A 13337-nucleotide genomic window follows, 5' to 3' on the forward strand; every position below is an offset into this window, starting at 1 on the left:
AGGGCCGCCTCGGTCACGACGTGCCCCGTCCCGCGAGGGGCGCGGCGATCCGGCCGCGGGAGGGACCGGGTCACGCCGGACGGCGGGCGGTGACCAGCCAGGCGGTGCCGCGCAGGCGTACCCCCTCGGGTCCCTCGTGGGCGCGCAGCGCGTCGGTCAGCGCGGCGCGCGCCCGGCCCGCGGTCGCCGCGTCGACCCGGTCGAGCTGATGCCGCACCGGTCCCCAGCCGGCGAGGAACTCCCCGGCGTCGACGGCGTCGCGCCCCCAGAGCTGGGACGCCTCGGCCGGGACGCACGCCACCTCGACCAGGCCGGCCTCGGTGAGGACCCGCTCGACGACCGCCGGGTCGGCGAGGGAGAGCGGCTCGGCGGCGCCCGTGCCGTCGGTGCCCGGATGCGGCAGGTGGGCCGCCAGCGCGGCGAACATCCGCCCCAGGTCGCTGTGCCGGATGTCGTCGAGGCAGACGAAGGCGAGCCGGCCGCCGGGGCGCAACGCTCGGGCGAGGTTGCCGAACGCGGCGACCGGGTCGGCGAAGAACATCACCCCGAACCGGCTGAGAACCACGTCGAACGCGGCGTCGGGCAGCGGGTGCACCTGCGCGTCGCCCTGGATGAACCGGACGTTGCGCACCTGCTCCGCCGCCGCGCCGGCCCGGGCCCGGTCGAGCATCGGCGCGGAGAGGTCGATCCCGACCGCGTGGCCGTCGCCGACCCGGCGGGCGGCCAGCCGGGTGAGCTGCCCGTTGCCGCAACCGACGTCCAGCACCCGGTCGCCCGGCCCGACGTACGCCAGCAGCGGAGCGTTGAAGCCGGCGTTCACCGCGTCGTAGCGGTCGTGGTGCTGGGCCCAGTGCCGACCCTCGTAGCCGTTCCACGCCTGCGCCTGGTGGGTGTTGGCGACCGTCTCCATCGAGCCTCCCCGTTATGAACGTATGTTCATGAGCACCGTTCATAATGGGCGGGCTGATCGGCCGGTGTCAACGGTTTCGGCGCTGATCTCCTCGGGTACCTCCGGCCCTCGATGAAGCTGTCCATGCACTCGACGACGTTGCGCCGCGCGGCGCGGAGCCTCTTCGGTTGGACCGCGCTGCGGCCCAACCAACTCGCCGCCATGCGCGCGGTGATGAAGCGACGCGACGCCCTGGTGGTCCTGCCCACCGGCGCCGGCAAGTCGGCGATCTACCAGATCCCAGCCAGCCTGATCCCCGGACCGACGGTGGTGATCTCCCCGCTGCTGGCGCTGCAGCAGGACCAGATCGCCGCCCTCAACGAACGGCAGCGCCCCGAGCTGCGGGCGGTACGGATTAGCTCCGACGAGTCCCCGGCCCAGCAGGCCCAGGCCATCGAGGAGATCCGCGACGGCCGGGCCGAGTTCCTCTTCATCACCCCGGAGCAGCTCAGCAACCCCGACCGGATGGCCGAGGTCAGGGCGCTGAAGCCGGCGCTGGTGGCGATCGACGAGGCGCACTGCATCTCGGCCTGGGGGCACGACTTCCGCCCCGACTACCTGGCGCTGGGCCACCTGATCGAGGGCATCGGCCGGCCACCGGTGGTGGCCCTGACCGCCACCGCCTCACCCCCGGTGCGCGACGACATCATCGCCCGGCTGCGGCTGCGCGACCCGGAGGTGGTGGTCTCCGGGCTGGACCGGCCCAACCTCTTCCTGGAGGTCGCGCACTGCCCCACCGACGACTACCGGTGGCGGCGGCTGGTGGCGCTGCTGCGCGACGACCAACGCCCCGGCATCATCTACGTGCCGACCCGGCGGGCCGCCGAGGAGCTGGCCCAGCGGTTGACCGACGCCGGCTTCCCGTCGCAGTACTACCACGGCGGGATGGCCACCGGCGCCCGGCACGAGCTGCACGAGGCGTTCCTCGCCGACCAGGTGCCGATCATGGTGGCCACCTCGGCCTTCGGCATGGGCATCGACAAGCCGAACATCGCCTGGGTGGTGCACATGGCGCTGCCCGACTCGCCGGACAGCTACTTCCAGGAGATCGGCCGCGCCGGCCGGGACGGCGCGCCGGCCCGGGTGCTGCTGCTCTGGAGCGCCGAGGACGTCGGGCTGCAACGCTACTTCAGCGGCGGCCTGCCGGACTCCACCGAGCTGCGCGACCTGGCCGCGCTGCTCCGCAAGGAGGCGCGGACCAAGAAGGAGCTGCGCGAGGTGACCGGACTGGGTCCGCGCAAGCTCGGCCAGTACCTGTCGCTGCTGGAGCAGATCGGGGCCGCCGAGCGGCGGGCCAAGCAGAAGATCGGCGCGCCCCGCTACTCCCCCACGCCGGTGGACGCCGCCGCTGCGGCCCTGGCCGAGGCGGAGCGGCAGCAGACCGTGACCCGGTCCCGCACCGACATGATGCGGGCCTTCGCCGAGACCACCGCCTGCCGGGGGCAGACGCTGCTGGCGTACTTCGGTGAGCAGATGTCGGAGGTCTGCGGGCACTGCGACAACTGCCACGCCGGCACCAGCACCGCCGACGACGGCGCGGTCGGGCCGTTCCCGGTGCACAGCCAGGTCCGCCACCCCGAGTGGGGGGCGGGACTGGTGCTCAACTACGAGGAGGACCGGATGACGGTGCTCTTCGACGAGGTCGGCTACAAGACGCTTTCCGTGCCCGTGGTGTCGGAGCAGGGCCTGCTGACGCTGGACTAGCCTGACCGGGCACCGGGCGCAGACGCAACGAAACGAGAGGGGCTCAGTCGTGATCGAACAGCCGGCGTACACCGGGTTCGGGTTCTCCGACGAGGAGTGGGGGCTGCTGGTCGGCCTGCCGCAGGCGGTCCTGACCGCGGCCAGCGCCGCGGAGCACGACGGCAGCCGGCGCACCCGCGCGGAGAACGCCGCCGGGCTGGAGACCATCTCCGCCGGCCGCGAGTCGGCCAACCCGCTGGTCGCGGCGGTCGCCGGGGAGATCGTGTCCCGGGTGGGCGACCCGGAGGCCGGCGAGGAACTGCCGGTCATCGAGCCGGCCGACCCGCAGGCCCTGATCGACGACGTGCTGGCCCGGGCCGGCCAGGCGTCGGCGCTGCTGGCCGCCCGGGTGGACGAGGGCGAGGCCGGGGCGTACAAGCACTGGCTGGTGGAGATCGCCGAGCAGGTGGTCGGCGCCGCCGCCAGCGGCGGCCTCCTCGGCCTCGGCGGCGACCAGGTCAGCGACTCGGAGCGGCGCTTCCGCGACCGGCTCTCGCACGTGCTCAACGACTGATCGGCCCCGCCTCGGATCCGCGCGCCCACCCGGTCGCGCGGATCCGTCGTCTCCGCGCTCTTTCGCCGGCCGGGCCGTCATCGACAATGGGCAGGACACACGCGGAACCACGGAGGCGGGAAAGATGCTGGACCGGAACGTCATCGACACGGAGGCACTGCCGCCGCGCGAGCGGTTCGGGATGTGGCTGGACCTCGTCGCCCGCACCGCGTCGCCACTGCGGATGCGGTCCGCGCACGCCGACGACTTCACCGCCCGCGCCGAGATCATCCCCCTCGGCCCGATCCAGTTGGTGAACTACCGCTACCCCTCGCTGGACGCCGTACGGACCGCCAAGCTGGCCCGGCAGACCGAGGTGGACTACTTCCTGCTCGCCCTGACCACCACCGGTACCGGCTCGTCCGGGCAGGCCGGCCGGCAGAGCGTGCTCGGGCCGAGCGAGTTCACCTTCTACGACGGGTCGCGCCCCCACCAGGTCAGCCACGAGGGCGCCCAGGGCGGGCAGCAGCACGCCAGCTCAGTGGTGGCCCTGATCCCGTTCGGCGCGCTGCCGCTGCCCCCCGATCGGCTGGCTCCCCTGCTCGCCGGCCGGATGTCCGGCACCGAGGGGGTGGGCGCCCTGCTGGCCCAGTACCTGGTGCAGATCACCGGTCATCCGGAGCAGTACCACGCGGCGGACGCCGACCGGCTCGGCACGACCGCACTCGACCTGATCGCCACCATGCTCGGCCGGCACCTGGTCGCCGAGGACGCGGTTCCCCGGGAGGTACGTCGTCGGGCGCTGCTCGCGCAGGTACGCGGCTACATCCAGCGGCACCTGGGCGACTCCGCGCTGAGCCCGCAGACGATCGCCGACGCGCACCACGTCTCCGTCCGGACCCTGCACCGGCTCTTCGAGACGGAGGAGAGCACGGTGGCGTCCTACGTGCGCGACCTGCGCCTGGGCCGGTGCCGCCGCGACCTCGCCGACCCGGCGCAGGCACACCGGGCGGTCCAGGCCGTCGCCGCTCGCTGGGGCTTCGGTGACAAGGCGGTCTTCAGCCGCGCCTTCCGCGCCGCCTACGGCGAGACCCCGCAGGGGTACCGCTCGGCCCGGCGAGAACAGGCACGGATCGTCAACGACGCGGCATCCGTCGTCAACTCGACGTCGACATACTGATTCCGAACCGGCGGTCGGCAGGCCCGTGCCGGCCACCGGTAACGGGGGACCGTGGTGGCGCCCGTGACCTCCTTGTCACGGGCGGCCGCCCCGGTTGCCGCGCGGACGGCCCGCCACCGCCAGCCACCCGGCCACACCGATTCCGGCCCCGTCGCTCTTCCCCCCAGGACCGACGACGGGGCCGGTCAGGCCTCCTCCAACAACTCCAGGACCGTCCGCTCGGCCTCGGGCTTCGGGGTGTCCGGCCGGACCGGCGCCACCACCCCGTCGTGGTAGAGGTCGACCACCCGTGGGTCCACATAGGACGTCCGGGCCACCGTGGGGGTGTTGCCCAGCAGCTCGGCGACCTCCTTCATCACCCCGGCGACCGCCTTCTTCCGGGCGGTGGCGGACCGCTGCACGCCCACGGTGGCCAGCTCCGTCGCCGCGAGCACCGTCGCGTGCCAGGTGCGGAAGTCCTTGGCGGTCATCTCGCCCCCGCTGGCGTCGCGCAGGTACTCGTTGACCTCGTCGCTGCGCACGTCGCGCCACTGCCGCCCGTCCCAGTAGCCGAAGAGGCGGTCCTCCGTCCGCCGCCGCCGGCGCAGGTTGGTCAGCACCTGGCACAGCTCCGCGTCCTCGATCCGGCGGACCTGTTCGATGCCGCCCTTGGCGGGGAACTCGAAGACCACGCAGCCGCCCTTCGAGCGGGCGTGCTCGGGGCGCAGGGTGGAGACCCCGAAGGTGGCGTCCTCGCCGACCGCGTACTGGTCGTTGCCGACCCGGAACATCCCCATGTCCAGCAGCCGGGCGACGGTGGCCAGCACCCGGTCCCGGTTCAGGCCCCGCCGGCCCAGGTCGTCGGCGATCCGCGCGCGCAGCACCGGCAGCCGGTGGGCGACCTCGAGCACGTGGTCGAACTTCGCCTCGTCGCGCTTGCGCCGCCACTCCGGGTGGTAGAGGTACTGCTTGCGGCCGGCCGCGTCAACGCCGGTCGCCTGGATGTGCCCGTTCGGGTACGGCGAGATCCAGACGTCCTGCCAGGCGGGCGGGATGACCAGCTCGCGCAGTCGGGACAGTTCGTCGGGGTCGCGGACCGCCTCGCCCCGGGGGTCGAGGAACACCAAGCCCTTGCCGGCCCGGCGGCGCCCGTACCCCGCCCGGCCCGGATCACTACGCCGCAATCGCACCGGAGACCCGCACCGCCTCTTCGGCCTCTTCCACGGCGGCCAGCACCCGGTCCACGGGCAGGGCCGCCACCGTCGGGTGGCTTCCTACCCCGGGCCGGCCGGGCCAATCCCGCGCGCCGCTCCACAGCACCCGGTGCCGGGACCGGTCCGGCGGCGGACCCCACTCGGCCGGCGGGACCGGGCCGAAGAGCAGCACGGACCCGGTGGCGTAGGCGGTGGCGAGGTGGCCGACCCCGGTGTCGCCGCTGACCACCAGGCGGGCGTGGGCGACCAGCGCGGCCAGCTCGCCCAGGTCGGTCCGGCCGGCCAGGACGGCGGAGTCGGGCAGACCCGCCCCGGCGGCCACCCGACGCGCCAGCTCCCGCTCGTCGGCCGAGCCGGTCACCACCACCCGGTGGCCGCGCTCGGCGAGGGTCCGGGCCAGCGCGGCGAAGCGCGCCGCCGGCCAGCGCTTCTCGGGGATCTTGCTGCCCGGGTGGACGACGGTGACCCCGGTCGGCGCCCGGTCCGCCGCCGGCCGGCGCAGGGCGAGGTCGCCGGGGTCGGCGGGGATGCCGTACCAGGCCAGCAGGCGGCACCAGCGGTGCACCTCGTGCTCCCCGGGACGCCACCGCGGGCCGTCCGGGTGGCCGGCCTCGGGGCAGCGGAACGCCAGCAGCCGGCCCGCGCCGGCCAGCATCCGGTGCGAGTCGGGCCCGCGCCCGTGCAGGTTGACCGCGACCGGCGGGGGCGGCCACGGCGGGGAGCCCAGGCCGTCGGTGGGCAGCAGCCGGTCGACGCCGCCGACCAGGTCGACCAGCGGCCCGAGCCAGGCCGGCGCCGCCAGCACCAGTTCCCGGTCGGGGTACGCGGCCCGCAGCGCGCGCAGCGCGGGCACCGCCGTGGCCAGGTCGCCCACGCCGAGGGCGCGGAGCACGAGGATCACGGGTACGAGGTCTCCTGCTCGGCGCAGACCACCATCTCGCGTACCGCGCAGCCGGGCGGCTGGGAGAGGGCGAACATCACCGCAGCGGCGGTGTCGCCCGGCGCGTTGAGCTTGGCGTCCGGGCCGGGCCGGTACTGCGGGTCGCGCTCGTCGAAGAAGGCGGTGCGCATCCCGCCGGGGATCAGCAGCGTCACGTTCACCCGGCCGGCGAGTTCGGCGGCGAGCGCCCGGGTGAAGCCGACCACCCCGAACTTGGCCGCGCAGTACGCGGTGGCGTCGCTGACCGCCTTCACCCCGAGGGTGGAGGCCACCGTGACGATCCCGCCCCGGGACGCCTCCAGGTACGGCAGCGCCGCGCGGACCACCGCCACCGTGGCGAGCAGGTCGACCGCGACGATCCGCTCCCAGGTCTCCCGGGGCACGTCGGCGAGCTTGCCGGGCACGTCCATGCCGGCCGCGGTGACCACCGCGTCGAGGCCGCCGGAGCGCTCGGCCAGCTCCCGGGTGGCCTCCTCGGCGGCCCGGGTGTCGGCCAGGTCGCACTCGATCCAGGGCACCCCGTCACCGGGGCGCTGCCGGTCCAGCACCAGCGGCCGACCGCCGGCCCGGGCCACCGCGGTGACCACCGCCGCGCCGAGCCCGCTCGATCCGCCGGTGACCAGGACGATCGGGCCGGCACCCGGTGCACTGCTCATCGCGCTCCCTCCGCCGTCGGACGCTGCGCACCGGCTGCCCTGGCGGCGCCGGTCGGTGCGGCGCGGTACGCCCCGGGGCGCTCGCCGCGGGCCACCGCGATCATGTCGGTGGTGGAGCGCCCGTCCAGGTACGGCACCACCACCGAGTGCCCGCCCCAGCGGCGCAGCGCCTCGGCCTCCGGCAGGCTCGCCGGGTCGCCGCCGCCGGTGGCGTAGTCGCCGCCCTTGACCCAGATGTCCGGGCGCAGCCAGCTCAGCACCGCGTCCGGGGTGGACTCGTCGAAGACCAGCACCGCGTCGACGCAGCTCAGCGCCGCGAGCAGCCGGCTGCGGTCGCCCTGCGGCACGACCGGGCGCTCCGGCCCCTTTAGCCCGGCGACGCTGGCGTCGGAGTTGAGGCAGACGATCAGGCAGTCACCGAGCTGCCGGGCGGCCTGCAGGGTCGCCACGTGCCCGGCGTGCAGCAGGTCGAAGCAGCCGCCGGTGGCGACCACGGTGCCGCCGGCGGCGCGTACCTCGGCCACCACCGCACCGGCCGCGGCGGCCCCGATCCGCTCCCCGCCGCCGCCCAGTGGCACCGGTGCGGCGGCGCGGACCTCGGGCGGCAGCGCGGCCGCCACTCCCCCACCGGCCACGTACGCCGACGCCTCCGCCACCGCCTCCTGCACCGCCTCGGAGACCAGCGCGCCCCGGGCCAGCGCGAGGCTGGCCGCCGAGGCGAACCAGTCCCCGGCCCCGCAGGTGTCGCCCTCGGCGTTGACCGGGGCCGCGACCACCAGCGGGGTGGCGCCGGCGTGGCAGAGCAGCGCGCCGTCGCCACCCAGGGTCACCGCCACCGCGCCGGCCCGCCACCGCTCGCGCAGCCCCTGCGCGCCCCTGGAGGCGGTGGCCAGCCGGGACGAGCCCGGCGGGACCTCGGTCAGGTCGCGTACCTCCGCCTCGTTCGGGGTGGCCAGGGTGACCCCGGGCACCGCCGCCGGTCCGCGCGGGTGCGGGTCCCAGACCACCGGCGCGCGGGTCGCGGCGAGCGCCGCGCGCAGCGCCGGCTGCCGGGTGACGCCCCGGCCGTAGTCGCTGACCAGCACGGCGGACGCCTCGGCGATCAGCCGGAGCACCGCCTCGCTCGGCGGCCCGGGGTCGGCGGCCGCCCCGCCCCGGTCGTGGCGCAGCAGCACCCGGCCGCGGGCCCGCAGCCGGATCTTCTCCGCGGTGGCGCCGGGCAGCGGCAGCGCGTACACCTGCACGCCGGCGGCGCTGAGCAGGCAGCTGAGCCGGGCGCCGCCGGCGTCGTCGGCGAGCGCCGTCACCAGCGCCACCTCGCCGGCGCCCTGGGCGGCGGCGAAGACCGCGGCCAGGCCGGCGCCGCCGGGGCGGTCGGCGTACGTCGTCTCGTCGAGCACCGGTACGGGTGAGTCCGGGCAGAGCCGGTTCACCACGCCCTCGACGTCGCGGTCCAGCAGGGTGTCGCCGATGACCACCAGGGGTCCCCGCACGGCCGGCCGCCTCATCCCGCCTCGACCCGCCGGTCGCCGCCGTCGAGCACCACCTCGACGCCGGTGCGCACCGGCGCGCCGGGCCGCTCGACGGTGGCCGGACCGGCCGTCCCGGCCACCGCCAGCGCCGCCGGCAGGGCCCGGTCGACGTACTCGCAGAGCACGTGGGTGGAGACCAGGTGCAGCTCCTGCACCACCTGGCTCTCCGGCGAGGCGATGGCGAGCGTGTCGTGGCAGGCCTCGGCGAGCGGGTTGGGCGCCGGGCCGGTGAACGCCCAGCAGCGCAGCCCGACCTCCCGGCCGGCACGGGCGGCGGCCAGCAGGTTGGCGCTGGCCCCGCTGGTGGACATCAGCAGCAGGATGTCGTTCTCCCGGCCGTGCGCGCGGACCTGGCGGGCGAAGACCTCGTCGTAGCCGTAGTCGTTGCCGATCGCGGTCATCGCGGAGGTCTCCGCGTGCAGCGCGATCGCCGACAGCGGCTGCCGGTCGTCGCGGAGCTTGCCGACCAGTTCGGCGGTGAGGTGCTGGGCCTCGGCCGCGCTGCCGCCGTTGCCGGCGACCAGCAGCCGGCCCCCGCCGGCCAGCGTGGCGGCCAGTTCGGTGCCCCAGCGGGCGAGCTGCTGCTCCGAGGACCGGTACGGCAGCAGCGCCTCGGCCAGCAGGGTGAGGTGCGCGTCCAGCAGCCCGTCGGTGGCCGTGGTCATCAGGCGACCACCCGGGTCGGCCGGCGCACGGCGGCCACCTCGCCGTACAGCTCCGCCAGCCGCTCGGCGGTGGTCGACCAGGAGTAGCTGCGCCGGGCGCGTTGCAGCGCCGCGGTGGCGTAGCCGAAGCGGCGGATCCGGTCGTCGAGCAGGCGCTGGATCGCCGTGCCCAGGGCCTGCGGGTCCCTGGCCGGGACGAGGTCCCCGGTCACCCCGTCGACCACGGTGTCCTTGATCCCGCCCACGGCGGTGCCGACCACGGGCACGCCGCAGGCCATCGCCTCCAGCGGGGTGAGCCCGAACGGCTCGTACCAGGGGGCGGCGACCAGCACGTCGGCGGAGCGGTACCAGCGCCCCATCTCCTCCCGGGGCACCGCGCCGACCAGCCTGACCCGGTCGGCCACCCCACAGGTGGTGGCGAGGGCGCGCAGCCGGCGGGCGTACGGGTCGGTCTCCAGCAGGCCGGCCGGCGGGCCGCCCACCACCACGCACTCGGCGTCGGGCACCAGGGCCATCGCCCGGATCACCGTCTGGAAGCCCTTGCGTTCCACCAGCCGCCCGACGGTGAGGATCCGGGGCCGGTCGGGCTCCCGCTCGGCGGCCGGGCCGAGCGGGGCGAAGCTGGCGAGGTTGACCCCGGACGGCACGACGGTCATCCGCGAGCGCGGGACGCCGAGGCGGACCAGCTCGCCCACCTCGTCCTGGCACTGCGCGACCACCCGGTCGACCGCGCGGCCCAGCTCCCGCTCGTACGCGATCCGCCGCGCCGGGCTGGTGTCCTGCACGCCCTGGTAGCGCCGCTTCACGGTGCCGAGCGCGTGGTACGTCTGCACCACCGGCACCCCGGTCTGCCGGCTGGCGGCCAGCGCGGCGAGCCCGCTCATCCAGAAGTGCGCGTGGATCACCTCGGGCACCCAGTCGCCGCCGCGCCACCGCTCCACCAGCCAGCCGCTGAACTCCTTCATGTGCGGCAGCAGCGCGTCCTTGGCCAACGGCTCGGCCGGACCGGCCGGTACGTGCACCACGTCGTACCCGTTCGGGGCGCGGACGGTGACCGGCAGGTCGACCGCGTCGCGTCGGGTGTAGACCCGGACATCGTGCCCGGCGGCCGCCAGCGCGGCGGAGAGCTCCGCGACGTGGGTGTTCTGCCCACCGGCATCCTCACCGCCCAGGATGGCGAGCGGGCTGGCGTGCTCGGAGATCATCGCGATGCGCATACTTCCTCCTCCAGCAGGCGGTCCCAGTCGGCGAGGAAACGGTCCAGGCCGTAGCGGGCCCGGGCGGCGGTGCGCGCCTCGGCGCCGGCGCGGCGGGCCTCGGCGGGTTGCGTGACGAACCGCCCCGCGGCCTCCAGCAGCGCGTCCACCCGGGTGGAGAGGGCGCCGGCCCCGGGCGGCACGGCCTCGACGGCCTCGGTGGTGGCCAGCGCGACGACCGGCATGCCCATCGTCATGGCCTCGATCAGGCTCAGCCCCAGCGACGTCCACCGGCACAGGTGCAGGTACGCCCGCCGCCGCGCCAGCTCGGCGTGCATCCGGTGCTGCGGCACGTCGTCGTGGCTGACCAGCCGGTCGGCCGGGAGGCCGAGGTGTTCGGCGAGCCCGGCGACCTTCATGCCGAACACGTCCAGCGGGGCGATCTCGGCGAAGCGGGACAGCAGGTCGGTGCCGGTGACCCGCCAGCGGCGTACCGGCTCGTTGATGACGACGGCGAGCCGGTCCAGCTCGCCGGTCCACTGCACCGCCGGCGGGACCACCCCGTGCTCGACCACGGCGGTGCGGGTGCCGCCGTTGTCCCAGAACAACTCGTTGAAGTGCGTGACGTGGGTGAGCAGCAGGTCGTCCCGGTCGGCCATCGGGTGGCGGGTGTTGGGCACGTCGCCCTTGGGGGTGTTGTGCTCGACGTAGATCGCCGGCAGGTCCCGGCCGGTCCGCCGGCCCAGCCAGTCGCAGGCCAGGTCCATCTCCTCGGGCCGTTGCAGCAGCACCACGTCGACCTCCTCCCGGCGCAGCTGCTGCGGCGTGACCTCCACCGCGCTGTCCGGCCAGGGATAGGTGCGGGCCCGGCCCAGCCCGTACGGGCCGCGGTCGGGGGTGACCGGCACCAGGTAGCGGTGCTTGCCGTGCACGAACGAGGTGGTCCAGGAGCCGTGCACGTGCCACACCAGGATGTTCATCGGGCGCTCCCGCCGCCGGCGATCACCGGATCGATGCCGACGGTGGCCGGCGCCGCGCCCGGCGGGGGCGCGTCGGCGGGTACCCCGAGCAGGCGTACGGCCGCCAGGACGTGGCCCGGCTCGACGGCGGACAGGCAGGGGTGGCCGGGCACCGGGCAGCGGGTGGCCCGGGTGTCCCGGCAGGGCGCGGCGGCGTCGCCGAGGCGTACCGCCGGCACCCGGTACGGCCCCCACTGTCCGAACGGGACGGTGGGGGCGAAGAGGCTCACCACCGGTACGCCCAGCGCGGCGGCCAGGTGCGCCGGGCCGGTGTTGCCGACCACCAGCGCGCCGGCGTCGGCCAGCACGGCGGCGAGTTCCGCCAGACCGGTCCGCCCGCCCAGGTCGACGCCGGTGTCGCCGGCCACCCGGGCGGTCAGCTCCGCCTCGTCCGGGCCGCCGGTGACCGCCACCCGGTGGCCGGCCGCGGTGAGCACCCGGACGATCCGGGCGGCCAGCTCGGGCGGGCAGGCCCGGGTCTGCACCGCCGAGCCGGGGTGCAGCACCACGTAGCCGGGGCGGCCGAGCCTGGCCGGCGCGGGCGGCAGCCGGTCGGTGCGGATGCGCAGCGCCGGGTCGTCGGCGGCCGGGAGCGGGAAGCCGGCGGCCGCCGCCAGCGAGAGCGCCCGCTCGGGCTCGGGCAGCCCGTCCGGCACCCGGTGCCGGACGTCGAGCAGCGCGCCCGGGTAGTCGTCGCTGATCGCGCTGACCCGGGGCACGCCCGCCATCCGCAGCAGCAGCGCGAGCGGGAGCGGTGACTGGTGGAAGGAGGTGAAGACCACCGCCTCGTCGGCGCGCACCGCGGCGAGGCGGTCGGTGAGCCGGCGGATGTCGTGCGGGTCGACCGGGGCGGGGTCGCCGTCGATCCAGGGCAGGGGCCATTCGACGAGTTCGTCGACGCCGGGCAGCAGGGCGGCGGCGTGCCGACCGCGTGGCCCGTGGAGCAGGACGACCCGGTCGGCTCCGGCGGCGACGGCGCGGACGGCCGGGCCGGTGACCAGCACGTCGCCGGCCGAGTCGCTGCGGACGACGAGCACGGTGCCGGCCCGGCGGGGCGCGCTGGGGCGCAGCGCGGCCTGCCGCCGGAGGATCTCCTCGATGGCCGCCGGCAGGTCGCGGGCGACGTGCGGGGCGGCGGCCACCTCCTCGGGCCGGGTGACCGGGGTGGGGACCAGCAGCCCGGTGGCGCCGGCGGCGAGCGCGGCGGTCAGGTCCCGGCCGATGTCACCGACCAGCACGCACCGGGCGGGCGTGGTGCCCAGCGCGGCGGCGGCCCGGTGGACCAGGCCGGGGGCGGGTTTGCGGCAGGAGCAGCCGTCGCCGTCGTCGTGCGGGCAGACCTGCCAGGTGTCGAACGGGCCGAGCAGGGCCTCGATCCGGGCGTGCACCGCCCGCAGCTGCGCGGCGGTGAACAATCCCTTGGCCAGCCCGGACTGGTTGCTCACCACGCCGAGGCGCAGGCCGGCCGCGCGCAGCCGGTCCAGCGCCGCCCGCGCGCCCGGCATCGGCCGCACCTTCTCCGGGTCACCGTTGTACGGCACGTCCTCGACCAGGGTGCCGTCCCGGTCCAGCAGCACCGCGTCGAACAGGACCGGCCGGATCACGGCCCGGTCGACGGCCGGGTCGACCCGGCCTGACCTGCGCTGATCCGGCTCCATCTGGTCCCGTCGCACGGGCGGCGGGTTCCCGGAGCCCCGGGGAGTAAACATCATCTACCCGGCGGTACGGCTCGTCGCCGTCCCGGCCGCGCAGCGGTCGCCGACCCGGCCTT

General features: G+C 76.0%; 12 protein-coding genes. 3 read left to right on the plus strand and 9 right to left on the minus strand.

Annotated elements, in window-relative coordinates:
* Positions 1-70: 70 nt before the first annotated feature.
* Positions 71-910 carry a class I SAM-dependent methyltransferase gene (locus GA0074696_RS21905; RefSeq protein ID WP_088962839.1) on the minus strand — a complete coding sequence of 280 codons (840 nt, stop codon included), beginning with the start codon at positions 908-910 and terminating at the stop codon, positions 71-73.
* Between the two features lie 111 nt (positions 911-1021).
* On the opposite strand from GA0074696_RS21905, the gene GA0074696_RS21910 reads away from it, so the two are divergent.
* From GA0074696_RS21910 to GA0074696_RS21920, 3 genes are all read left to right on the plus strand, one after another.
* The gene (locus tag GA0074696_RS21910; protein WP_088962840.1) at positions 1022-2653 is read left to right on the plus strand and encodes a RecQ family ATP-dependent DNA helicase; all 1632 of its coding nucleotides are present in this window, start codon (positions 1022-1024) and stop codon (positions 2651-2653) included.
* 49 nt (positions 2654-2702) lie between these two features.
* Positions 2703-3206, plus strand: a complete 504-nt coding sequence (locus tag GA0074696_RS21915) for a hypothetical protein (protein ID WP_088962841.1) — start codon at positions 2703-2705, stop codon at positions 3204-3206.
* Between the two features lie 124 nt (positions 3207-3330).
* Positions 3331-4365, plus strand: coding sequence for an AraC-like ligand-binding domain-containing protein (locus GA0074696_RS21920; RefSeq protein WP_088962842.1), 1035 nt, complete (start codon positions 3331-3333; stop codon positions 4363-4365).
* Positions 4366-4550: 185 nt separating this feature from the next.
* Here the strand turns inward: GA0074696_RS21920 and GA0074696_RS21925 are convergent, their stop codons facing one another.
* From GA0074696_RS21925 to GA0074696_RS21960, 8 genes are read right to left on the minus strand one after another with little or no spacing between them, the layout of a single operon-like run.
* Positions 4551-5534, minus strand: a complete 984-nt coding sequence (locus GA0074696_RS21925) for a DNA topoisomerase IB (RefSeq protein WP_088962843.1) — start codon at positions 5532-5534, stop codon at positions 4551-4553.
* Positions 5518-6459, minus strand: coding sequence for a glycosyltransferase family 9 protein (locus GA0074696_RS21930; protein WP_088962844.1), 942 nt, complete (start codon positions 6457-6459; stop codon positions 5518-5520). The genes GA0074696_RS21925 and GA0074696_RS21930 overlap by 17 nt, the downstream gene beginning before the upstream one ends.
* Positions 6456-7154 carry an SDR family oxidoreductase gene (locus tag GA0074696_RS21935; protein ID WP_088962845.1) on the minus strand — a complete coding sequence of 233 codons (699 nt, stop codon included), beginning with the start codon at positions 7152-7154 and terminating at the stop codon, positions 6456-6458. The genes GA0074696_RS21930 and GA0074696_RS21935 overlap by 4 nt, the downstream gene beginning before the upstream one ends.
* Complete coding sequence (locus GA0074696_RS21940; protein ID WP_088962846.1) at positions 7151-8647, minus strand: PfkB family carbohydrate kinase; 1497 nt, start codon at positions 8645-8647, stop codon at positions 7151-7153. Before GA0074696_RS21940 ends, GA0074696_RS21935 begins: the two co-directional genes overlap by 4 nt.
* 11 nt (positions 8648-8658) lie before the next feature.
* The gene (locus GA0074696_RS21945; RefSeq protein WP_088962847.1) at positions 8659-9351 is read right to left on the minus strand and encodes a D-sedoheptulose-7-phosphate isomerase; all 693 of its coding nucleotides are present in this window, start codon (positions 9349-9351) and stop codon (positions 8659-8661) included.
* Positions 9351-10568 (minus strand): glycosyltransferase, encoded by a 1218-nt coding sequence (locus GA0074696_RS21950; RefSeq protein WP_088962848.1) that lies wholly within the window; start codon positions 10566-10568, stop codon positions 9351-9353. The genes GA0074696_RS21945 and GA0074696_RS21950 overlap by 1 nt, the downstream gene beginning before the upstream one ends.
* On the minus strand, positions 10553-11527 hold the full coding sequence (locus GA0074696_RS21955; RefSeq protein WP_088962849.1) for a glycosyltransferase: 975 nt from the start codon (positions 11525-11527) through the stop codon (positions 10553-10555). The genes GA0074696_RS21950 and GA0074696_RS21955 overlap by 16 nt, the downstream gene beginning before the upstream one ends.
* Positions 11524-13224: an HAD-IIIA family hydrolase gene (locus tag GA0074696_RS21960; RefSeq protein WP_231925109.1), complete on the minus strand. Its 1701-nt coding sequence runs from the start codon at positions 13222-13224 to the stop codon at positions 11524-11526. Before GA0074696_RS21960 ends, GA0074696_RS21955 begins: the two co-directional genes overlap by 4 nt.
* Positions 13225-13337 lie beyond the last annotated feature (113 nt).

The sequence above is a fragment of the Micromonospora purpureochromogenes genome (genome assembly GCF_900091515.1).
In the GTDB taxonomy this organism is placed as follows: Bacteria; Actinomycetota; Actinomycetes; order Mycobacteriales; family Micromonosporaceae; genus Micromonospora; species Micromonospora purpureochromogenes.